Below are 20,839 nucleotides of genomic sequence, written 5' to 3'. Positions count from 1 at the left end.
CCGCCGCCGTCGTCGGGCCCGCGGAGTCCGCCGGGTCGCCCAGGCCCGCGGCCGCCCCCGCCCGGCACCGCCTGCCCGACTCCGCCCCCTGCGCCCCCGGGCCCCCCGTTGCCCCCGGCCCCCCCCCCCCCCCCCGCCCCCCCCCCCCCCCCCCCGCCCCCCCCGGGGGGGGGGCCGGACCCCGGGGCCCCCGCCCCGGTCCCCCCCCCACGACCTCATGCGGCCAGGGCGAGGAGGGCACCGGCGGCGAGCGACGTGACCGTGCGGACGTGGTTGAGCCGGGTCCAGCGGTGGGCGTAGTCGCGCCAGAGCCGGGTGGGGCGGCCGCGCTCGGCCTCCAGCGCGTTGTTGAGCGGCACGTTCCCGGCCATCGTCACACCGATCGTGCCGACCAGGTACAGCGCCGCCCCGGACACCGTCAGCGGTGCGGTCCGCGCCCCCGACACCAGGTCGGCCACCGCGACCGCGGCGGCCGCGGCCGCGGAGCCGAACAGCAGCGCCATGAACGGCGGGCGCGGCGCGGTGCGGTTGATGCTGCGCATCGCCTCGGCGCCGGCCTCGTCGGGCAGCCGGGTCAGCCCCTGCATCGTGAACGTGGAGAAGGTGAAGAACGCTCCGCCCACCGCCGCGCACCCGACGCCCGCCACCAGGCTCGCGACCGGCCCCAGCGCGCTCACGACGCGCTCCAGGCACCCGCGGCGGCCGCGCGCCGGGCGAACCAGCGGAACGGGCGGGCCGGGCGGCCCAGCCCTTGCGCGACGCCGTCGGCGGTGCTCTCGTTGCGCCCGTCCAGCACCTCGGTGAACAGGAACCGCAGCAGGTCCAGGACGTCGTCGGGCACGCCGTGGCGGGCCATCTCCGCCGTCCACACCGACATCGGCAGCGGCTGGTAGGCGATCTCCCGCCCGGTGGCCGCGGCGATCTCGGCCACCGCGTCGGCGAAGGTCAGCAGCTCGGGCCCGGTGGCCTCGTAGACCCGGCCGGCGTGGCCGTCCTCGGTCAGCGCCGCGACGGCCAGCTCGGCGAGGTCGTCGACGTCCACGAACGGTTCGCGCACGGCGTCGGCGGGCAGCGCGACCACGCCGGACAGCACGCCGTCGAGCAGGTAGCCCTCGCTGAAGTTCTGCGCGAACCAGCTCGCCCGCACGACCGTGGCGGGGATACCGGAGCCGAGCACGACCTCCTCGCTGCGCTGGGCGGCGGGCTCGCCCCGCCCGGACAGCAGCACCAGCCGCTGCACGCCCTCCTCGAAGGCGATGGCGCTCAGCGCGCGGATGGCGTCGGTGGAGCCCTCGACGGCCAGGTCGGGCACGAAGGCGAGGTAGGCGGCGCGGGTGCCGCGCAGGGCGGCCCGCCAGGTCGTCGGGTCGTCCCAGTCGAAGGGGACCTCGGCCGACCGGGAGCCGATCCGCACGGGCAGGCCGCGGGCGGCGAGCCCGGCGGCGACCCGGCGCCCGGTCTTGCCGGTGCCGCCGGTGACGAGCGTCGGGGCGGTGATCGGGAGGGTGGAGCGGCTGGTGGTGGTGGTCTCTGCGGTCATGGGAGAACCCTCGCGCCGGGGGAGGTCCCGGGGCGTCGGGGAGCACCCCGAACCCCCACCCCGAGATCCCGTGGGGCGGCGACCGGACGGGTCACGGCTCGCCGGTCAGCACCCCCGCCAGCTGGGTGCGCCCCCCGATGCCCAGCTTCAGGTACACCTTCCCCAGGTGCGTCTCCACGGTCTTGCGGGTGACGTAGAGGGCCTGGGCGATCTCCGGGTTGCTCAGCCCCTCCGCGGCCAGCTCGGCGATCCGCCGCTCGGAGGCCGTCAGCTGCTCGACGCCGCGGCCGTCCGGGTCGCCCGAGCGGCCGCCGGCCGCGCGCAGCTCGACCGCGGCGTGCTCGGCGAGCGCGACGGCCCCGCACGCCTGCGCCGCGCTCAGGCCCTCCTGCAGCGGGCCGCGGGCCTCGGTGCGCCGGTTGGCCCGCCGCAGCGCCGCCCCGAGCTCGACCAGCGCCAGGGCGTGCTCCAGCCGGGCGGGCGAGGCGGCCAGCACGTCCACCGCCTCCGCCAGCCGCTCCACCGCGCCGCCCTCGGCCGCGGCGCACGCCCGCAGCGCGACCCCGATGCCGGCGGGCGCGGCCCAGCGGCGGGCGAGGGCGAGGTCCTCGTCGGCCAGCCGCCGGGCCTCGGCCCGCTCGCCCACCGCGGCCAGCGCCAGCGCCGCCGTCGACCGCCACCGGTGCGCCGACGGGTGCACCGACCCGGTCACGCCGGTGCGCCTGCCGAACTCGACGAGGTCGGCGACACCGTCCTCGACCCGCCCCCGGGCGAGCCGCAGCAGCGCTCTGGTCTCCACCAGGACGTCGTCGGTCAGCCCGGACGGCAGCACGTCGGGCAGCCCGGCCGCCGCCCACTCCGCCTCGGCCTCGGCGGTCCGCCCGGCCGCCACCAGCACCTGCACCAGCAGCCCGTGCACGGTCCCGGCGCCGAACGGGATGCCGTGGGAGACGACCAGGTCGATCGACGCGCGGGCGTCGGCCTCGGCGGGCCCGAGCGCGCCGCGGCGCAGCGCCGACCAGCCGCGGTAGTGCGTCGCGTACGCCATCCCGGGCACGACGCCGCGGGCCCCGGCCTCGGCGAGCTCGCGCTCGATCGCCCGGCCCACCTCGTCGAACGCGCCGGCGCCGAGCCCGGTGAGCAGCAGGTGGTAGAAGGGCCCGACGACGTCCAGGTCGCCCGGCGACGCGGCCCAGCCGGCCGCCAGCACGGGGACGACGAACCCGGCCGCCGCGGCCGCGGTGCCCGCCGTCCGGCCCCGCTCGAACGCCAGGCTGGCCAGCACCAGCCGCTCCCCCGGGCCGGTGCCGGGCAGGTCGGCGTGGCGCTCCAGCCTGCGCGCGGCCGCGGCCACGGCGTCCGGACCGGCCTGGTGGGCGTGCGCGGCGAGGTCGGCCTCCAGCAGCAGGCCCAGCTCGCGGTCGGCCGCGGCCACCTCCGCGACGGCCGCCTCGATGGCCGCGACGGCCTCCGCGGGCCGCCCGGCGACGGTGAGCGCCAGCGCGTGCAGGCGGACGACACGCCCGCGCAGGGCCGGGTCGGCGGCCAGCGCCGCGGCCTCGGCCAGGTGCGCGACGGCGGCCGGGTCGGCCAGCCGCAGGTGGGCGCCGCCCAGCTCGAAGAGCACCTCGGCGCGGTCGGCGTCGGGCGGCGGCTCGGCCGCGGCACGGCGCAGCCACGCCTCCGCCGCCACCGGGGCGCCGCGCCCCAGCGCCGCCGCGGCCACCCGCCGCAGCAGCGCCACCCGCTGCGCGTCGCCGACCGGCTCGGTCGCCACGATCTGCGCGGCCACCCGCTCCTCGCCCGCCCCGCCCGCGACCAGCAGCCGGGCCGCGTCGGCGTGCATGGCGCGCCGGCGCAGCGCCCCGGTGTCGGCGTAGACGGCCTCCCGCACGATCGGGTGCGCGAACTCCAGCCCGGCCACCGCCCGCAGCATCCCGAGCCGCTCCAGCGCCTCGGCCGCCGCGACCGCGTCGACGGCGGGCACCCCGGCCAGCGCGGCGGCCTCGGCGGGCGTCGCCCCGTCGCCGAGCACCGCCAGCGCCCGGACCAGCTCGGTGGCGACGGGGTGCGCGGCGGCGATCCGCAGCAGCGCCGCGTGCGCCACCGACGCCGGCCCGACCCGGGCCACCCGCGCGGCGCCCGCCGCGTCGGGGGCGACGCCCCGCTCGCGGACCTCGCGCAGCAGCGCGTCGAGGAAGAACGGGTTGCCCCCGGTCGCCGCCCGGCAGGCCGCGGCGAACTCGGGGGCGACCGGCGCGTCGAGCCGCGAGCGCACCAGTTCGGCCACACCGTCGTCGGAGAGCGGACGGGCGCCGACCACCGCGGTCTCGTCGGCGAGCGCGAGCCGGTCGAGCTCGGCCGGGGCGGGTTCCCCGGTCCGGCGGGCGACGAGCACCGCGAGCCGCAGCCCGTCGAGCCGGGGGGCGAGGTAGGTCAGCAGCCGCACCGACTCGGCGTCGGCCCACTGCACGTCGTCGACGGTGAGGGCGACGGGCCGCTGCTCGGCCAGGTTGTTGAGCAGCCAGTACAGCCCGTGCAGGGTGGCGAAGGGGCTGGTCGACGGCGCGGTCGCCCCGCCGAACAGCGCCTCGGCCTGGGCCGCGGCCCCGGCCAGCAGCCGTGCGCGCTCCTCGCCGCGCGCCCCGACGACGAGCGGTTCCAGCAGCTGGCGCACGCACCCGTAGGCGAAGTCGCGCTCCAGCTCGCCGGCCCGCGCCCGGAAGGTGGCGAAGCCCAGCCGTACGGCGTGCGCCTCGGCGGCGCGCAGCAGGCTGGTCTTGCCCGCCCCCGCCGGACCCTCGACGAGGACGGTGCCGCCGCGCCCCCCGGCCGCGGCGTCGAGCGCCCGGTACAGCGCCGCGAGCTCGCCCGCCCGTTCCACCAGGTCGACCGCCGGGCGCTGCACGTCCGCGAGGTTAGCCTCGACCGGTGGTGTGGCCCGACGCGGATTTCCCGGCCGATCCCTACCCCGGGGCCGTGCCGCCGGGCTCGTTCGCGCACGAGGACCGGACGGCGCACGAGATCGACCCGGACGGCCGAGTCGCCGGCCTCCCCCTGGACGACTGGCTCGCCGCGCGCGGCGCCCCGCCCAGCGCGGCCCGGGTCCCGGTGCTGGCCTACGGCTCCAACCGCAACCCCAGCAAGATCACCTGGCTGCGCCGGGAACTGGGCCTGGGCGACGACCCGGTGGGTCGCCCTGCGGGTGCGCACCAGCGGGGTGGCCGCGGTGTGGGCGGCCGGCCTGCGCTTCCGCGACGGCCAGCGCCCCGCCGTCCTCGCCGCCGCCCCCGGCGCCCGCGAGACCCACCTGCTGTGGCTGGCCACGCCCGAGCAGATCGGCGTGCTGGACCGCTGCGAGGGCCGCGACGACCGCTTCCGCCTCGCCCGCCTGCGCACCGGCGCGGTGGAGCTGGACGACGGCGGGGTCGTCGAGGCACCGTGGTGCTACCTCGGGCACTCCGCGATCCGCCACCCGCTGCTGGTCGACGGCGCCCCGGTGCGCTGCGCCGACGTCCCGCAGGCCGAGGCCGCCGGGCTGGCCGGGGAGGCCGGGCCGGGCGACGGGCTCGACGCCGAGACGGTCGTCGGCGCCCCGCACCCCGACGAGTGGCCGGCCGCGCTGTTCACCTACGGGCTGCTGCAGCCGGGGCAGTCGGGCTGGCCGATGGTGGCGCCGCACGTCGACGGCGCTCCCCGCCGGGCCCGGCTCCCCGGCCAGGTGCGCGACACCGGGCAGGGCTGGCCGGCGTGGCTGCCCGAGCTGCCCGGCTCCACCCCCGGCACCCTCGTCCCCCTGCGCGACCCGCAGCGCCTGCTACCCGTCCTCGACGAGTACGAGGGCCCCGACTACCAGCGCATCCGCGTGACGGTCCCCGGCACCGGCACGATCTGCTGGGCCTACGCCTGGCGCTCCGCCGCGGAGGGCTTCGCCGCCCTCCCCCACGGCTGGCCGCTGCGGTAAGCGCAGGGCTCGTCGCAGAGCCTGCATGGTCGTCGCAGGGCGCGCGGCATCTGCGCCGACCATGCGGACTCTGCGACGCGGGGGCGTGCCGGCTAGGCGCGGAACCCGCCGTCCCGGACGCCGCGGACGAAGGCCGACCACTCCGCCGGGGTGAACACCAGGACGCCGACGGCACCTGCGCGGGCTGCCGCAACGCGCCCACCCCGTGGCCGTGCACGACCGCCACCATCGCCCGGCTCGCCCTCCCGCGCAGCGGTCCGTCCCAGGACGCGCCCGCTGCCCGGTGCGGGTGAGCGCGCATAGGGTGCGCACGTGCCTCCCGCCGCTGCCCGGACGCCACCCGCCTCGACCACGGTGCTCATCGCGGGGGCCGGGCCGGTGGGGCTGGCGGCCGCGGTGGAGCTGGGGCTGCGCGGCGTCGAGTGCACCGTCGTCGAGCCGCGCGCCACCGTCTCCCGGTCGCGGCCCCGGGCCAAGACGATCAACGTCCGGACGATGGAGCACCTGCGCCGCTGGGGCCTCGCCGACCGGCTGCGCGCGGCCGCGCCGCTGCCCGTCGCCTTCTCCCAGGACGCCGTGTTCTGCACGTCGCTGAGCGGGCGCGAGCTGTCCCGGTTCACCGGGATCTTCGGCATGGTCGCCGACGGCGACCGCTTCGCCGAGCTCGGCCAGCAGGCCCCGCAGTACGTGCTGGAGGAGCTGCTGCGCGGGGTCGTCGGCGAGCTCGACGCGTGCACCCTGGTCACCGGGTACTCGGTCGTCGACCTCGACCAGTCCGACGACGGCGTCCGCGTCGCCGTCGCCGGGCCCGACGGCAGCCGCGGCACCGTCGAGGCGTCCTACGTCATCGGCTGCGACGGCGCCCGCAGCGCCGTCCGCGACGCCATCGGCTCGGCCTACGTCGGCGAGCTCGCCATGCGGCCCAACTTCGGGATGGTCTTCCGGGCGCCCGAGCTGTGGCGGCACGTGCGGCACGGGCCCGCCGTGCACTACTGGACGGTCAACCGGGAGGCGCCCGCCCTGATGGGCCCGCTCGACCGCGACGGCACCTGGTGGGTGATCGCGTTCGGCGTCGACCGGGAGGCGGGCCTGCGCGACCCGCAGCGCATCGTCGACGGCCTGGCCGGGGTCCCGGTGCCGGCCACGGTGCTGTCCACCGACCCGTGGACGGCGCGGATGGAGCTGGTCGACCGGGCCCGGCGCGGGCGGGTGTTCCTGGCAGGCGACGCCGCCCACCTCAACCCGCCCTTCGGCGGGCACGGCTTCAACACCGGCCTCGGCGACGCCGTCGACCTGGGCTGGAAGCTGGCCGCGGTGCTCGCCGGCTGGGGCGGACCCGGCCTGCTCGACAGCTACGAGGCCGAGCGGCGCCCGGTCCAGCAGAAGATCATCGATGCGGCCGTGGCGAACATGCGGACGCTGTCGGGCGAACTGGTCACCGACGACCTGGACGACGACGGCCCGGCGGGCGAGGCGGCCCGGCGGCTGGCCCACGAGCGCATCCAGCGGACGAAGGCCGCCGAGTTCCACGCCCTGGACCTGGTCCTCGACCTCGGGGTCCGCGGTTCGCCCGTCGTCGCGGCGGACACCGCGCCCGACGGCCGGCCCCGGGCGGGCGACCGGCTGCCGCACGCCTGGCTGCCCGACGGCAGGTCGCTCTACGACGTCCTCGGGGCCGACCACACCCTGCTGGTGCGCGGCCCCGGGCACGGGCGGGCGGTGCGGGCGCTCACCGCCGGGTTCGCCGCCCGTGGCGTGCCGCTGGCCGTGGTCGACCCGACCGGCCTGCCGTCCGCCGACGGCCCCGGCCTGCTGCTGGTGCGCCCCGACCAGCACATCGCGTGGCGCGGCGACGCCGCCCCGCCGGACCCGGCGGCCCTGGCCGAGCTGGTCAGCGGTCGGGCCTGAGGGTTCGCGCCCTGGCCCGGACTCCCCCGCACGACCCCGTCAGAGCCGGTGCAACCCGGCCAGCACCCGCTGCATGAGGGCGAGCGGGACACCGCCCGCGGCGTCGGTCTCGACCTGCTGCTGGTGCACGACGACCAGGCCCATCCCGACCATGTCGGACACCAGGACGCGCGCCACCCCGAGCGGGATGCGCATCAGCGCGGCGATCTCGGCCACCGAGCGGGACTGCGCGCACAGCTCGGCGATCGGCTGGTGGGTGCCGTCGAGCTGGTTGCTGCGCGCCCGGCCGAGGTCGCTGGTGGACACCAGCGTCTCGATGGCCAGGTCGAGGGTCGACCGGGTCCGGCCACCCGTCCGGCTGTAGGGCCGGACGAGGGGGAGGTCGTCGGCGTCGTCCTCGAAGTCGTCAGCCATCGCCGCGCCGCCGGTGTCGGGTCGTCACGGCGGGCTCCCGGGCGTGGACGGCCGCGGGTCGGGGGCCACCGCGCTCATTCGGCGCCCCGGTCGCCCTGCTCGGCGGGGTGCTCGTCGCCGCCCGCGCTCTCGTCCGCCTGGGAGTACCGGCCCTGGCGCAGGCCGCGCTGGTACTCGGTGAGCCGCCCGCGCACCGCGTCGGCGTTGCGGGGGCGCGGCTCGATCACCGTGGCGGCCGCGCCGCCGGGGATCAACCGGGCCCGCGGCGCCCGCTTGGGCAGGCCGTTCTCGGTCAGGTGCTCCTTGGTGAACTCCGCGAACTCGCGCGCGGCCAGCCAGCCGTTGTCGATCGGGCCCCACTCGGACACCGCGGGCGTCCGCTCCTGCTCGGGGGCCGCGGACCCGGCTCGGGCCTGCGACCCGGACCGTTCACCGGGCTCCGACCGCTCGCCGGGGTCCTGCCGCTCGGGGGGCTCCTGCGGCTGCTCGTCGCGGGCCGGGGCCCGCTCGGCGGGGGCGGCCTGGGTCCGCCGCTCGGGCTGGGCCGGGACGCGGGTCGTGGCCTCCTCGGTCGAGGACAGCCCGGCCGCCGCGCCGGGACGCCGGACCGGCAGCTCCGGGGTGCCGCTGCGCGGCGCGTCGCCGCTCCACGACCAGGCGTCCTCGCGGGCCGGGGCGTCGGGCGCCCCCCGGTCGGGGGCGTCGCCGGGACGGGAGCGCGGCCCGGCGCCGTTGCCCTGGCCGTTGCCCTGGCCGTTGCCGTTCCCGCCGTGGCCGTTGCCGTGGTGGTGGGAGCCGTTGGGGGTGCCCGGGCGCTCCTCCGGCGGTGGGCCCTGCTGGTCGCCGCCCTGGCGCATCTGCAGCCGGAACCACGAGGTGCGCACCTCGTCGTAGATCGGCACGTCGGGCTGGTCCGGAGCGGCCTCACCGGACACGGACTCGAACAGGTCGGTCAGCGGGTCGGCGCGCCGGGCGGGCGGCTGCGCGCCGAACGGCGCGTCGGCCTGCGGAGCGGGCGGCTGCTGCGGCATCGACGGGCCCGGGAACGCGGGCGACGGGGCGATCGGCATCGGGCCGGAGTCCCCCCGGCCCATCGGGCGGCTGTCGGCATCGCGGCGGGGCGCGGGCACCGAGGGCGGCGGCGCGTCCCACCCGGAGCGCTGCGGGGCGCGCGGCTGCGGGAACGGTGCCCCCGTCGGGCCGCCGGGCCACCCCGGTCCGGGCCGGTTGGGGCCGGACTGGTCGGAGCGGGCCTGCTGGCCCTGCGCGGAGCGCTCGAACCCGGCCGCGGCCGGGCCCGACGAGCCGGCGCCGCCCCAGGCCGACTCGGCCGCCGGCAGCTCCGAGTTGGTGCCCATCCCCGGGCCGGACGCCCCGTCCGGGCCGGTCAGCATCATCGGCGGCACCGTCACCAGCGCCCGCAGGCCCTGGCCGCCGACGACCGGCTGCAGCCGCACGCTGATGTCGTTGCGCTGGGCGAGCCGACCGACCACGAACAGACCCATGCGGCGGGACACCGCCACGTCCACGGTCGGCGGGTCGGCCAGCTCGGCGTTGATCATGTGCAGGTTGTTGTCGTCGATGCCGACGCCGGAGTCGGTGATGTCGATCACCAACGCGCCCCGTCCATCCAGTGAGGACGCCAGCACGACCGTCGAGTCCGGCGGGGAGAACGACGTGGCGTTGTCGAGCAGCTCGGCCACGAGGTGCACGAGGTCGTTCACCACCGGGCCCGCCACCAGCAGCGCGGGCGCCCGCCGGACCGTGACGCGCTGGTACTGCTCGATCTCCGAGACCGCGGCGCGCAGCACGTCGTCCACCGGGACCGGGCGGCGCCGGCGCGGGCGCAGCTCGGCCGCGCCCGCGAGGACCAGCAGGTTCTCGTTGTTCCGGCGCATGCGGGTGGCGAGGTGGTCGAGCTGGAAGAGGTTGCCCAGGTGCTCGGGGTCCTGCTCGTCGCTCTCCAGCTTGTCGATCAGGCCCAGCTGGCGCTTCACCAGCGCCTGGCTGCGCCGGGACAGGTTGACGAAGATGTCGTTGATGTTCGTGCGGAGCAGCGCCTGCTCGGCCGCCAGCCGGATCGCCTCGCGGTGGACCGCGTCGAACGCCCTGGCGACCTCGCCGAGCTCCTCGCGGGTGTCGACGCCGATCGGCTCGACCGTGGTCTCCGACGGCTGCTCGTCGGTGTTCTTCATCGCCTCGATGGCCGCGGGCAGGCGCCTGCTGGCCACGTCGAACGCCCCGATCCGCAGGATGCGCAGCGGGCGCAGCAGCGACCGGACCACGATCAGCAGCACGACCACCGCCAGCAGCACCAGCACGCCGACGATCACCGAGGCGCGCAGCGCGTCGGCGCGCGCCGCGGCAGCCGCCTCGCTCGTGGCCTCGGCCAGCGAGCTGACCAGGCCCACCTCGACCTGCCGGATCAGGTCGGCGTTGCCCGTGGCCGCGATGTCCCACTGGGCGGCACCGACCCCGACCGGCTCGCCTGCCGCGCCGAGCACGACCGCGGTCTCCTTGATGCGCTCGCGGTCGTCGACCACCACACCGGTGACCGTGGAGGTGTAGAGCTGCTGGCCCTGCGGGGAGATGGCGTTGCTGAACCCGACCAGCGCCGAGGCGAACTCGGCGTCCGCGTCGCGCAGCACGGAGACCTGGCGCGGCGAAGGTCGGCCGGAACCCGACAGGACGGCGAGCAGGGTGGCGTGCTGGCGCGAGATCTGCTCCTTGGCGTCGGCCAGCGAGGTGATGCCGGCCGACTCCCCCTGCAGCTCCCCGCCCGTGCCGCTGATCAGCAGCGTGTCCAGGTCGCGCAACGTGGCGATGACCGAGGTGTAGCCCGCGATGATGTCGTCGGCGGGGTAGGCGCTGCCGGTCGCGCTGTTGCGCAGGGCGGTCAGGCCGTCGAGCCTGCCGTTGGCGGCGCGCAGGGCGGCGGCCACGGTGTCGCCCGCGTCCAGCGCGGCGGCCGCGCGCAGGCGCTCGATCTCGCCGTTGGTGTCGCCGGAGCGCGACTCCAGGTCCTCGCCGTACTCGCGGCGGTTGCTGCCGGCGAACCCGGCGGCCGCCGCGCGCTCGCGCTGCACGGCCTGCACGGTGGCCTGGACCTGCTGGCTGAGCGCGATCCGGTCGGCCTGCGCGGCCAGCTCGCCCGCCTCGCTCACCCCGGACTGGACCCGCAGCCCGGCCAGCACCAGCACCAGCGCGAGGGGCAGCACCAGCAGCAGGGCGAGCTTGGAGCGCAGCCGCCAGTTGCGCAGCCGCCAGCGTCCGCTCGAACCGCCCCGGACCGACGCGGCGGCCCGCGGCGGCGGCGCCGCACCCGGCCCCATGTCACGCCCCGCATCCGGCGGAGGGCCCTGCCTCGGGTCCGACCAGCGGCCCCCGTCGTGGACCGCGACCGCTCCTGCGGGCAGTCCTGCGCGGTCAGGCGGATCCCCAGCCGGACCCGCCTGCCGTTCGAACGCCCCGAAGCGATCCACCACGGCCCGCCAACCTTTCGGTCGTACTCGAGAACACCGGATCAGTGCACTGAGGAAGGTCACCCTACCGGCGCCCCTCGACCTCCCGACCGGGACCCTGAGTGACGATCGGTCCACCGGTGCGGGCCCGGACAGCCCCGCCGGTTGCGGCGTTCGCCACTGGTCGTGGGTGTGGCAGAGGACTCCGTGACCCTGCGTGGCTGACTGCTACGGTGCCTCGCATGCAAAAGCCCATAGGGCGTCGCCGCTTCCTGACCGGCCTCGCAGCGGCGATCGTCGTCCCCACCGGTCTCAGCGCCTGCAGCGCGCTCGGCGGTTCGTCGGAGCCCGCCGCTCCGGAGGGCGCCCCCGCGGGGGACGTCGAGAAGCCCACTCTCAACGTCGGCGTGCTGCCCATCGTCGGCGCCGCCCCGGTTACGCTCGGTGTTCGGGACGGCCTCTTCCAGCAGGCCGGCCTGACCGTCACCCCGCAGCGCATCCAGAGTGGCGCGCTGTCGATGCCGGCGCTGGTCAACGGCGAGTTCGACATCTTGTTCACCAACTACGTGTCGGCCATCGCGGCGAAGTCGCAGGGCATCGACGTCGTCATCATCGCCGAGGCCAGCCGCGCGCTCCCGGCCAACTTCAGCATCGTGGCGATGCCCAACTCGCCGCTCGACGGCCCGGCGTCGCTGGTCGGCCAGACCATCGGCGTCAACGCCCTCAACAACATCGCCACGCTGACCACCAGCTCGGCGCTGGGCGTCAACGGCATCACCCCGGACCAGGTCAACTTCGTCGAGGTGCCGTTCCCGGAGATGGCGACCGCGCTGGAGGCCGGCCGGGTGCAGGCCGCGTTCCTGCCCGAGCCGTTCCTCACCCGGGCCAAGCGCTCGCTCGGGGCCAAGACGCTGCTCGACCCCACCACCGGCCCCACCGCCGACCTGCCGATCGACGGCTACGTGGTGACCCGCGAGTTCGCCGAGGCGAACCCCAACACCATCAAGGCGTTCCGCTCGCAGCTGCTCGAGGCGCAGACCCGCAGCTCCGACCGCGTGGTCCTGGAGCCGCTGCTGATCGAGGCCACCGGCCTCGAGCCGGAGATCGCCCCGCTGATCAGCGCGAGCGCCTACCCCACGACGACCAACCCGACGAGCATCCAGCGGGTCGCCGACCTGATGCTGCAGTTCGGCGCGCTCAAGGAGCCGGTCGACATCTCCCAGATGGTCGTCCTGGACTAGCACGAGCTCCCCGCCCGGGGGAGCTCCCCTGCGGGAGCGCTGAGGAAGGACTGGTCCGTGCTGCGACGGGTGGTCCGCGGAGTCATCGGGTTCGCGGGGTTCCTGCTGGTCTGGGAGCTGTTCAGCCGCTCGGGGGTGGTGCGCGAGGAGTTCCTGCCGCCCCCGACGACGGTGTTCGCGCGGTTGGCGGTGCTGCTGACCGAACCCCCGTTCGTCGCGGACGTGGTCGCCACGGTGCTCGCGTGGCTGATCGCGGTCGTGATCGCCTCGGCGATCGCGGTGCCGCTCGGCCTGCTGCTGGGCAGCGTGCCCTCGGTGGCGGCGGCATCGCGCGCGCTCGTGGAGTTCCTGCGGCCGATCCCCTCGGTGGCGCTCATCCCGCTGGTGATCGTGCTGCTCGGCGTCGGCCCGGAGACCAAGATCACGCTGGCGGTGTACGCGTCGCTGTGGCCGCTGCTGTTCAACACGATCTACGCGATGAGCGAGATCGACCCCGTGCAGGTCGACACGGCCCGGGCGTTCGGCCTGTCCCGCTCCCGCATCCTGTGGACCGTGCAGCTCCCGCACGCCGCGCCGTTCGTCATGACGGGGGTGCGCATCTCGGCCTCCATCGCGCTGATCCTGGTGATCAGCACGGAGCTGCTGGCCGGCGGCAGCGGCGGGCTCGGCCAGGTCATCTTCGACGCGGGGGCGGGCGGCGGTCGCATGGACATCGTGCTCTCGGCCACACTGGTGGCCGGGGTGATCGGGTTCCTCGGCAACGCGGCGCTGGAGAAGGTCCAGCGCCGGTGGCTGGGTTGGGACGACCAGATCGATGCCGGACGGTGAGTCCGTGAGCGAGCTTGCGAGCGAACCATCGGCACCGCGCCCATGCGAAGCGTCGACCGAGCGCAGCGAGGGAGTGCGATGAGCGCGACGACCGCGGTGCGTCCGGTGCGCGGCCCGCACCGCGCTGGCGGTGCGGGCGCCCGCCGCCGGGCCACCAGCACCCTGCAGCGGGTGGCCGTCCCGATCGTGGCCGTGATCGCGTGGGAGATCGCCGCGCGGGCGGGCGACAGCCCGTTCTTCCCCCCGCCCACCGACATCGCCGTCGCCTTCTGGGAGACCTGGCTGGGCGGTCCGGCCTCGCAGCTGTTCCTGTCCGACGTCGCGGTGCAGAACATCCTGCCCAGCCTCGCCCGGATGCTGGGCGGCTGGGCGGTCGCCGTGGTCGTCGGGGTGAGCCTCGGCTGCGCGCTGGGCCGCTCGGCGACGGCCATGGACTACGCCGGTCCGCTGCTGGCGTTCGCCCGGGCGATCCCACCGCCCGCGCTCGTACCGGTCTTCCTGGTGCTGTTCGAGCTCGGCACCCCGATGCAGCTGGCCACCATCATCTTCGGCGTGGTGTGGCCGGTGCTGCTCAACAGCGCCGACGGCGCCCGCTCGGTGCACCCGGTGCAGGTGCAGACCGCCCAGGTGTTCCGCATCCCGCGCCGCCAGTGGGTGTTCGGCGTGGTGCTCCCCGCCGCCCTGCCCAAGATCTTCGCCGGGATGCGGGTGAGCCTGTCGCTCGCGCTGATCCTGATGGTGATCTCCGAGCTGGTCGGCGCGACCAACGGCATCGGGCTGCAGCTCGCGCTGGCCCAGCGCCGCTTCGACTTCGACACGATGTGGGCGGCCGTGGTGCTGCTCGGCGCACTGGGCCACCTCTTCAACTCGGTGCTGCTCGCCGTGGAACGGCGGGTCCTGGCCTGGCAGCCCGGCGGCACCCGGAAAGGTGGATCATGACCGAGCCCGCGGGGACCATGCTCGCGGTGAGCCGGCTGCAGCACCGGTTCGGCAGCGGCCCCGACGCCCCGACGGCGATCGGCGACGTCAGCTTCGAGGTCCGCGCGGGCGAGCTCGTGTGCATCGTCGGGCCGTCGGGCTGCGGCAAGTCGACCCTGCTGCGCACGGTCGCCGGGCTGCTCTCCCCGACCGGCGGCGAGGTCGTCCTGCACGGCGAGCGGGTGACCGGGGTCTCCGAGGACCTCGCCGTCGTGTTCCAGGACTACAGCCGCTCGCTCTACCCCTGGCTGTCGGTGGCGGGAAACGTCGAGTTCCCGCTGCGGACCCGCCTCGGGAAGGCCGAGCGGCGTGCGCGCGTCGCCGAGGCGCTGGGCATGGTCGGCCTGGGCGGCCAGGGCGGCAAGCGCCCGTGGCAGCTCTCCGGCGGGATGCAGCAGCGCGTCTCGATCGCCCGGGCGCTGGCCTACCGGCCCGCGCTCATGCTGATGGACGAGCCGTTCGCGTCGCTGGACGCGCAGACCCGGGCCGACCTGGAGGACCTGCTGCTGCGGGTCCGCGCCGAGCACCGCACGACGATCCTGCTCGTCACCCACGACATCGACGAGAGCGTCTACCTCTCCGACCGGGTCCTGGTCCTGTCGAAGTCGCCGGCGACGGTGCTGAAGACCCTCGACGTCGACCTGCCGGTCGAGCGCGACCAGGTGGTCACCCGGGGGTCGGCGGAGTTCGTGCGGCTGCGGACCGAGGTCGCCAAGCTGGTGCACTCGTGAGTGCGCGAGCAGCCGGAACACCACGTCGGGGAGGAACGGCATGAAGGTAGTCATCATCGGGGCCGGCATCGGCGGCCTCGTCACCGCGCTGCGCCTGCACGCCGCGGGCGTCGACGCCGAGGTCTACGAGCAGGCCGACGGCATCCGCGGGGCGGGCGTGGGCATCAACGCCCTGCCGCACGCCGTGCGCGAGCTGGTCGACGTCGGGCTGCTCGACCGGCTCGACGCGGCCGCGATCCGGCCCACCGAGCTCATCTACGCCCACCGGCTCGGGCCGGTCATCCAGCGCCGCCCGTGCGGCCTGGACGCCGGCTTCGCCGTGCCGCAGTTCTCGCTGCACCGCGGCCGGTTCCAGCAGCTGCTGGCCGACGCGGTGCGCGAGCGGATCGGCCCGGACGCCATCCGCACCGGGCACCGCCTGGCCCACATCGAGCAGGACGCCGGCGGGGTGACGGCGCGGTTCACCGACCGGGCCGGCGAGCCCGTGGCCGAGGCCGCGGCCGACGCCCTCATCGGCGCCGACGGCATCCACTCCAGCGTGCGCGAGTCGCTGTTCCCGCAGGAGGGCCCGCCGCGCTGGAGCGGCGTGCTCATGTGGCGCGGCGCCACCGAGTGGCCGGCTTTCCTGGACGGCAGCACGGTGCTCATCGCCGGCGGCACCGACGCGAAGCTGGTCGTCTACCCGATCGCCGCCGGGTCGACGCCCGACACCCGGCTCACCAACTGGGCGGTCTGCGTCCAGCTCGGAGCCGACGGCGACCCGCCGCCGCGGCGCGAGGACTGGTCGCGCCCCGGCGACCGCACCGAGCTGGCCGCGCAGCTGCCCCGCTTCCACAGCCCCTTCCTCGACCACGCGGCACTGGCCGACGCCACGGCCGAGATCTTCGAGTTCCCGATGTGCGACCGCGACCCGCTGCCGTTCTGGAGCCGGGGCCGGGTCAGCCTGCTCGGCGACGCGGCGCACCCGATGTACCCGATGGGCTCCAACGGCGCAGGCCAGGCGATCCTGGACGCCACCTGCCTCGCCGCGAGCTTCGCCCAGCACGCCGACGACCCGGTGGCGGCGCTGCGGGCCTACGAGGCCGAGCGGCTGCCCGCGACGACCGAGGTGGTCCTGCGCAACCGGATCGGCGGCCCCGAGCGGGTCATCGACGAGGTCCAGCGGCGCGCCCCGGAGGGCTTCGACCGGCTGGAGGACGTCATCAGCCCGGCCGAGCTGGAGGAGATCGTCACCGGCTACCAGCAGCTCTCGGGCGCCTCGCCGGAACGCGTCAACCGGCCCGGCTGACCGCACCCTGGCGGCTGCCCGGGGCCGGTACCGCTCCCGGCAGCGCGATCCGGTAGAGCCGGGCCGCGTTGCCGCCGAGCACCGCGGCCACCGCCGCGTCGTCCCAGCGCGGGTAGCGGGCCACCAGCTCGCCGGGGAACCGGTAGCCGGCCAGCTCCCGCACGAGCCGGCCCGGGCGCACCATCGGGTAGCCGCTGCCGAACAGCAGCCGGTCGGCGCCGAAGGCGGCCAGCAGCGCGCCGAACGCGTGCGCGAAGCCCTGCGACCCGGTCCACGGCAGGATCTCCGACAGCACGACGTGCACGTTGGGCATGACCGCCAGCTCGCACAGCCTGCGGGTGGGCAGGCAGCCCGCGCCCAGCACGAACCGGACCTGCGGCAGCGCCGCGGCCAGCTCGCAGAACTCCCCGGTGTCGAAGCCCGGCGGGGCCACCCTGGCCTCCGCGCCCGCCCGCACCGGCCGCGCCGAGCCCGCGCGCACGGGCTCGGCCCACCGCGGCACCACCGGCGGGCGCGCCCGGACCGCCCCGACCGGCGGCTCGGGGCGCCGCCACGGCGCCTGCCGGGTGGACGGGCCCACGCCGATGTGCACCACGTCCGCCCCGGCCGCCGCGCAGCGGGCCAGCACGGTGCGCAGCCAGGGGTCGCCCAGGGCCAGCCGCCCGGCCGGGCGGCCCCGCTCGCAGAGGGTGAGCCCGCGCAGGTCGAACCGGCGCACCCGCGGGGTCAGCCCGCGCGCCCCCGGCTGCCCGCCGCCCGGGTCCAGCTCGCCGGAGAGCACGAACCGGTCGGGCATCCAGCCCGCCATCTCGGCGTGCCACTCCAGCGGGCTGAACCCCAGCACGAACAGCTCGCCGAGCACGACGGGCTGCAGCACCGCCCGGTCGACGTGCCCGTCGCCGAACACGTCGCGGTTGAGGCTGCGCTCGGAGACCCGTTCGACCTCGTGCGGCGGTACGCCGGCGCCGTCCAGCTCGCGGTGGCGGCGCAGCAGGTCGATCGCGTAGGACTCACCGGCGGGGGCCGCCTGGTTGTGCGGGCTGGCGTCCCAGATGTGCACCTGGGCGTCGACCACCGGGAAGGTCCGGCCCCCGACGGTGTACACGGCGCCCCTCTAGCCGACCTGCGGGCCCAGACCCAGCGACTGCGGGGTGCTGGAGTCCGGCGAGGGCTGCGGGATGCCGTCGTCGAGCGGCCCGAACTCGGTCATCAGCGCCTTGTTCCACGGCGTCTGCTCCTCGGCGACCAGCGAGTTCGTGGTCAGGATCAGCCCGGCGGACGAGGCGCCGTTCTGCAGCGCGGAGCGGACCACCCGCAGCGGGTCGATGATCCCCAGCTCGATCATGTTGCCGTAGCGGCCCTCCAGGGCGTCGAAGCCGTGGTCGACCCCCATCTCGGTGACCTGCTTGACCACCTCGGACCCGTCGTGGCCGGCGTTGGTGGCGATCAGGTGCGCGGGCTCGCTGAGCGCCCGGCGGACGATGTCGACGCCGATCTCGTAGTCGCCGGAGACGTCCATCTTGTCCAGGACGTGCTCGGAGTGCAGCAGCGCCGACCCGCCGCCCGCCACGATCCCCTCGGCCATCGCCGCCCGGGTGGCCTGCAGCGAGTCGTCGACGCGGTGGCGGATCTCCTTGAGCTCGGCGTTGGTCGGCGCGCCCACGGTGATGATCGCGGCCTTGCCCGACAGCCGGGCGATGCGCTCGGTGAGCCAGTCCTCGTCGGTGCCGAGGCTGGCCCGGTGCATCTCCGCGCGCAGCTGGGCGAGCCGCCGCTCCACGGCGTCCCTGCCGCCCTGCCCGCCGATGATCACGGTGTGCTCGTTGGTCGCGCGCACCTGCCCGGCCCGGCCCAGGTGCTCGACGCCCATCTGCTCCAGCGCGAACGAGGAGGCCTTGGAGTGCACCTTGCCGCCGCAGAGCGCGGCGATGTCCTCCAGCATGTGCACCCGCTTCTCGCCGAAGCCGGGGGCCTGGATCGCGGTGACCTTGATGTGGCCGTTGACGTGGTTGTGCACCAGCATCTGCAGCGCGGTGCCCTCGACCTTCTCGGCCACGATCACCAGCGGCCGGGGGTCGCGCATGATCTTCTCGAGCACCGGCATCAGGCTGCGCACGTCGTTGATCTTCTCGGCGCTGAGCAGGATGTAGGCGTCGTCGAGCACCGCGGTCATGCTGCCCGGGTCGGTCACCAGGTACGGCGAGACGTAGCCGTTGTCGAACTCGAAGTCCTCGACGAAGTCGACGGTGAGCCCGAGCACCGGCCCGTCGTCGACGGAGATCACGCCGTCGTCGCCGACGGTGTAGAGCGTGCGGGCGACGACTTCGCCGATCAGCTCGTCGTCGTTGGCCGAGATCGCCGCCACCCTGGCCAGCTGCTCCAGGTTGTCCACCGGGTGCGCGACCGTGGCCAGGTGCTCGACGATCGCCGCCACCGCCATGTCGATGCCGCGCTTGACCAGCACCGGGTTGCCGCCGGACGCGATCGCCCGGTTGCCCTCCCGGACGATCGCCTGGGCGAGCACGGTGGCCGTGGTGGTGCCGTCGCCGACCGTGTCGTTGGTCTTGATCGCGGCTTCCTTGACGACCTGCGCGCCCATGTTCTCGAACGGGTTGCGCAGGTGGATCTCGCGGGCGATGGTCACCCCGTCGTTGGTGACCTCCGGGGTACCGGTGATCTTCTCCAGGATGACGTTGCGGCCCTTGGGCCCCAGCGTGGACTTCACCGCTTCGGCCAGTTGGTCGACACCCGCCTTGAGCAGGTCGCGGGCTTCCTGTCCGAACTTCAGTTCCTTGGCCACGGGTCCTCCTGGGGACGGATCGTCTGCTGCGCGGGGTGGGACGACTCGGAAAGCGCCCGGCCGCCGCCGCGCGCCGGGTTGCGCGGGCGACGACCGGGGTGGTGCCGGAGCGGGTGCGCTAGCTGCGCTGGACCTGGGGCGGGAGCATGTCGCCGATGAACTCGGCGGCCTCCTCGAGATTCCCGAACATGACGGTCCGGTCATCCATGTGGATCATCTTCCCGTAGTGCGTGGACATGTTCTCCTCGAACTCCGAGGCGTCGTAGAAGCCCTCCTCCTCGCCGAGCGCCTCGGAGATCTCGTCGTAGACGAAGTCCATCCGGCCCACGCAGTCGACCCGGATCATCGACGGCAGGTGGGTCACCGTGACGTTCTCCTGGCGACTCATCACATCGGCGACGACGACCCCGATCTGGTTGTTCATCAGGGTCACGCCGGCCTTGTTCGACGGGGTGCTGTCGGACTTGAACGGGCTCTCGGCCGTCTTGAATCCGGTCACTGCTTCAGCTCCTTCGGGATCTCCAGTCCGAGGTCGACCACGATCGCGGCGAACCGGTTCTTGGCCCGGTCCAGGCTGTCCTCGAAGCGCGGCGGCTTCGCGTCCGGCATGCTCCACAGCGGCTGCATGGCCCGCGCCGCCTCCAGGCACTGCGGCACCCAGTCGCTGAGCCAGCCCTGCATGAGCGCCTTGTTGTGGTCGGCGAACTCGCGGTCCTGGGTGAGCGGGCCGAAGCAGGCCTGGGTCCAACGCAGGTCCCGGGCGGAGAAGTCGTGCTCGGCCGCACCGACCACGGTCGGGGTCACGTAGTCGCCGTTCTGCGCGGCCGCCTGCATCACCAGGTTGCTGCGGAACAGCTCGCCGATCAGCGGCTCGAACACCACGTTCGTGGCGAACACCGACTCGCCCCAGTCGTCGTCGACGGCGGTCAGCTTCTCGGTGACCTTGCGCGCGCCCTGCCACGCCGGGTCGTTGTTCCAGGCGTCCAGGTGCGCGGTGCCGTCGAAGCCGGAGATCTCCTCGGTCAGCGTCATGTTGTAGAGCGCGAGGTCCTGCGCGAACCGGATCTTGTGCATGCTGTTCACCGCCATCGCGGTGTTGTGCATGTTCGTCGGGCCGGACCGGTTGCAGGCGGCGAACACGTAGAGCCCGAGGATGTGCTCGATGTGCATCCAGGCGCCGACGTTGCGCTCGACGAACCGCACCCAGTTCGGCGTCCACTGCTCGAACGACTTGCCCTCGCGGGCGTTGTCGATGTTCTGGTTGACCTGCCGGACGACGTTCGCGTTGTAGCGGTAGAACGTCATCTCCCATTCCTCGTTGGGATCCCGGAACTCGTGCCAACCGTGCGCGGGCCACTGCTTGACCTGCAGGCCGCCGCTGCCCGGCCCGCGCTGCGGCTCGGGCTCGTCCACGCCCCAGGCCTTCAGCTTGGTCCAGTGCAGCGGGTAGCCGGCCTCGCCGTTGGCGAAGCCGTAGATCCAGCCCTGGGACAGGTAGTGCCGGGGGTCGGGCTGGACGTCGACGGTGACGTCCTCGTAGTGGGTCTGCTTGCGCTTGGCCGGCTCGTAGTAGTTGTAGCGGCGGGCGCCCGGCCCGGAGTCGGGGAACTCCCTGGCCCCCGCCTCGGCGTCGGTGAACTGCGGCTTGGGGACGCTCCGCTCCGGGCGTTCGGTGGTCGTCATGAG

The 20,839-nt window shown here is 75.5% G+C and carries 16 protein-coding genes; 7 read left to right on the top strand and 9 right to left on the bottom strand.

Annotated elements, in window-relative coordinates; genetic code table 11:
- Nucleotides 1-215: 215 nt before the first annotated feature.
- The 3 genes from KDL28_RS19950 to KDL28_RS19940 form a co-directional block, all read right to left on the bottom strand.
- Complete coding sequence (locus tag KDL28_RS19950; protein ID WP_252440848.1) at nucleotides 216-677, bottom strand: anthrone oxygenase family protein; 462 nt, start codon at nucleotides 675-677, stop codon at nucleotides 216-218.
- Nucleotides 674-1,540: an SDR family oxidoreductase gene (locus tag KDL28_RS19945; protein ID WP_252440846.1), complete on the bottom strand. Its 867-nt coding sequence runs from the start codon at nucleotides 1,538-1,540 to the stop codon at nucleotides 674-676. The genes KDL28_RS19950 and KDL28_RS19945 overlap by 4 nt, the downstream gene beginning before the upstream one ends.
- A 91-nt stretch (nucleotides 1,541-1,631) precedes the next feature.
- On the bottom strand, nucleotides 1,632-4,448 hold the full coding sequence (locus KDL28_RS19940) for a helix-turn-helix transcriptional regulator (RefSeq protein WP_252440844.1): 2,817 nt from the start codon (nucleotides 4,446-4,448) through the stop codon (nucleotides 1,632-1,634).
- Nucleotides 4,449-4,745: 297 nt separating this feature from the next.
- Between KDL28_RS19940 and KDL28_RS19935 the strand changes: the two genes are divergently transcribed.
- Together KDL28_RS19935 and KDL28_RS19930 are read left to right on the top strand one after the other, a co-directional pair.
- Nucleotides 4,746-5,504: a gamma-glutamylcyclotransferase family protein gene (locus tag KDL28_RS19935; protein WP_252440842.1), complete on the top strand. Its 759-nt coding sequence runs from the start codon at nucleotides 4,746-4,748 to the stop codon at nucleotides 5,502-5,504.
- A 312-nt stretch (nucleotides 5,505-5,816) separates the two neighbouring features.
- Nucleotides 5,817-7,412: an FAD-dependent monooxygenase gene (locus tag KDL28_RS19930; protein ID WP_252440840.1), complete on the top strand. Its 1,596-nt coding sequence runs from the start codon at nucleotides 5,817-5,819 to the stop codon at nucleotides 7,410-7,412.
- A 39-nt stretch (nucleotides 7,413-7,451) separates the two neighbouring features.
- On the opposite strand, the gene KDL28_RS19925 is transcribed toward KDL28_RS19930, so the two are convergent.
- The gene (locus tag KDL28_RS19925; protein ID WP_252440838.1) at nucleotides 7,452-7,826 is read right to left on the bottom strand and encodes a DUF742 domain-containing protein; all 375 of its coding nucleotides are present in this window, start codon (nucleotides 7,824-7,826) and stop codon (nucleotides 7,452-7,454) included.
- A 74-nt stretch (nucleotides 7,827-7,900) separates the two neighbouring features.
- On the bottom strand, nucleotides 7,901-11,158 hold the full coding sequence (locus KDL28_RS19920; RefSeq protein WP_252440836.1) for a sensor histidine kinase: 3,258 nt from the start codon (nucleotides 11,156-11,158) through the stop codon (nucleotides 7,901-7,903).
- A gap of 371 nt (nucleotides 11,159-11,529) precedes the next feature.
- Here KDL28_RS19920 and KDL28_RS19915 point away from each other — a divergent pair, with 371 nt between their 5' ends.
- The 5 genes from KDL28_RS19915 to KDL28_RS19895 all read left to right on the top strand — a co-directional run bounded on the left by KDL28_RS19915 (nucleotide 11,530) and on the right by KDL28_RS19895 (nucleotide 16,353).
- Nucleotides 11,530-12,528 (top strand): ABC transporter substrate-binding protein, encoded by a 999-nt coding sequence (locus KDL28_RS19915; RefSeq protein ID WP_252440834.1) that lies wholly within the window; start codon nucleotides 11,530-11,532, stop codon nucleotides 12,526-12,528.
- A 60-nt stretch (nucleotides 12,529-12,588) separates the two neighbouring features.
- On the top strand, nucleotides 12,589-13,356 hold the full coding sequence (locus tag KDL28_RS19910) for an ABC transporter permease (RefSeq protein WP_252440867.1): 768 nt from the start codon (nucleotides 12,589-12,591) through the stop codon (nucleotides 13,354-13,356).
- Between the two features lie 78 nt (nucleotides 13,357-13,434).
- Nucleotides 13,435-14,295: an ABC transporter permease gene (locus tag KDL28_RS19905; RefSeq protein WP_252440832.1), complete on the top strand. Its 861-nt coding sequence runs from the start codon at nucleotides 13,435-13,437 to the stop codon at nucleotides 14,293-14,295.
- Nucleotides 14,292-15,065: an ABC transporter ATP-binding protein gene (locus KDL28_RS19900; RefSeq protein WP_372497021.1), complete on the top strand. Its 774-nt coding sequence runs from the start codon at nucleotides 14,292-14,294 to the stop codon at nucleotides 15,063-15,065. The genes KDL28_RS19905 and KDL28_RS19900 overlap by 4 nt, the downstream gene beginning before the upstream one ends.
- A 40-nt stretch (nucleotides 15,066-15,105) precedes the next feature.
- Nucleotides 15,106-16,353, top strand: a complete 1,248-nt coding sequence (locus KDL28_RS19895) for a flavin-dependent oxidoreductase (protein WP_252440830.1) — start codon at nucleotides 15,106-15,108, stop codon at nucleotides 16,351-16,353.
- Here KDL28_RS19895 and KDL28_RS19890 read toward each other — a convergent pair.
- The 4 genes from KDL28_RS19890 to KDL28_RS19875 all read right to left on the bottom strand — a co-directional run bounded on the left by KDL28_RS19890 (nucleotide 16,337) and on the right by KDL28_RS19875 (nucleotide 20,836).
- Nucleotides 16,337-17,458: an amidohydrolase family protein gene (locus KDL28_RS19890; RefSeq protein WP_252440828.1), complete on the bottom strand. Its 1,122-nt coding sequence runs from the start codon at nucleotides 17,456-17,458 to the stop codon at nucleotides 16,337-16,339. The two genes, KDL28_RS19895 and KDL28_RS19890, sit on opposite strands and share 17 nt — an antisense overlap.
- 9 nt (nucleotides 17,459-17,467) lie before the next feature.
- Complete coding sequence (gene groL / locus KDL28_RS19885) at nucleotides 17,468-19,153, bottom strand: chaperonin GroEL (protein WP_252440826.1); 1,686 nt, start codon at nucleotides 19,151-19,153, stop codon at nucleotides 17,468-17,470.
- 118 nt (nucleotides 19,154-19,271) lie between these two features.
- Nucleotides 19,272-19,652 (bottom strand): propane 2-monooxygenase effector subunit MimD, encoded by a 381-nt coding sequence (gene mimD, locus KDL28_RS19880; RefSeq protein ID WP_252440824.1) that lies wholly within the window; start codon nucleotides 19,650-19,652, stop codon nucleotides 19,272-19,274.
- Entirely contained in the window at nucleotides 19,649-20,836 is a 1,188-nt protein-coding gene (locus tag KDL28_RS19875; RefSeq protein WP_252440822.1) for an aromatic/alkene monooxygenase hydroxylase subunit beta, read from the bottom strand. Before KDL28_RS19875 ends, mimD begins: the two co-directional genes overlap by 4 nt.
- Nucleotides 20,837-20,839: the final 3 nt, after the last annotated feature.

Origin of the sequence: Pseudonocardia humida, from assembly GCF_023898865.1 — a bacterium.
In the GTDB taxonomy this organism is placed as follows: Bacteria; Actinomycetota; Actinomycetes; order Mycobacteriales; family Pseudonocardiaceae; genus Pseudonocardia; species Pseudonocardia humida.
Note: the sequence above shows the minus strand (reverse complement) of the source record. Positions and strands in the feature narration are given on the sequence as shown.

Bases quoted from the DNA above. Each gene is read 5' to 3' on its own strand.
- KDL28_RS19945 (WP_252440846.1), bottom strand. From the start codon at position 1,540: ATGACCGCAGAGACCACCACCACCAGCCGCTCCACCCTCCCGATCACC.
- KDL28_RS19925 (WP_252440838.1), bottom strand. From the start codon at position 7,826: ATGGCTGACGACTTCGAGGACGACGCCGACGACCTCCCCCTCGTCCGG.
- KDL28_RS19920 (WP_252440836.1), bottom strand. From the start codon at position 11,158: ATGGGGCCGGGTGCGGCGCCGCCGCCGCGGGCCGCCGCGTCGGTCCGG.
- KDL28_RS19915 (WP_252440834.1), top strand. From the start codon at position 11,530: ATGCAAAAGCCCATAGGGCGTCGCCGCTTCCTGACCGGCCTCGCAGCG.
- KDL28_RS19905 (WP_252440832.1), top strand. From the start codon at position 13,435: ATGAGCGCGACGACCGCGGTGCGTCCGGTGCGCGGCCCGCACCGCGCT.
- KDL28_RS19900 (WP_372497021.1), top strand. From the start codon at position 14,292: ATGACCGAGCCCGCGGGGACCATGCTCGCGGTGAGCCGGCTGCAGCAC.
- KDL28_RS19895 (WP_252440830.1), top strand. From the start codon at position 15,106: ATGAAGGTAGTCATCATCGGGGCCGGCATCGGCGGCCTCGTCACCGCG.
- KDL28_RS19875 (WP_252440822.1), bottom strand. From the start codon at position 20,836: ATGACGACCACCGAACGCCCGGAGCGGAGCGTCCCCAAGCCGCAGTTC.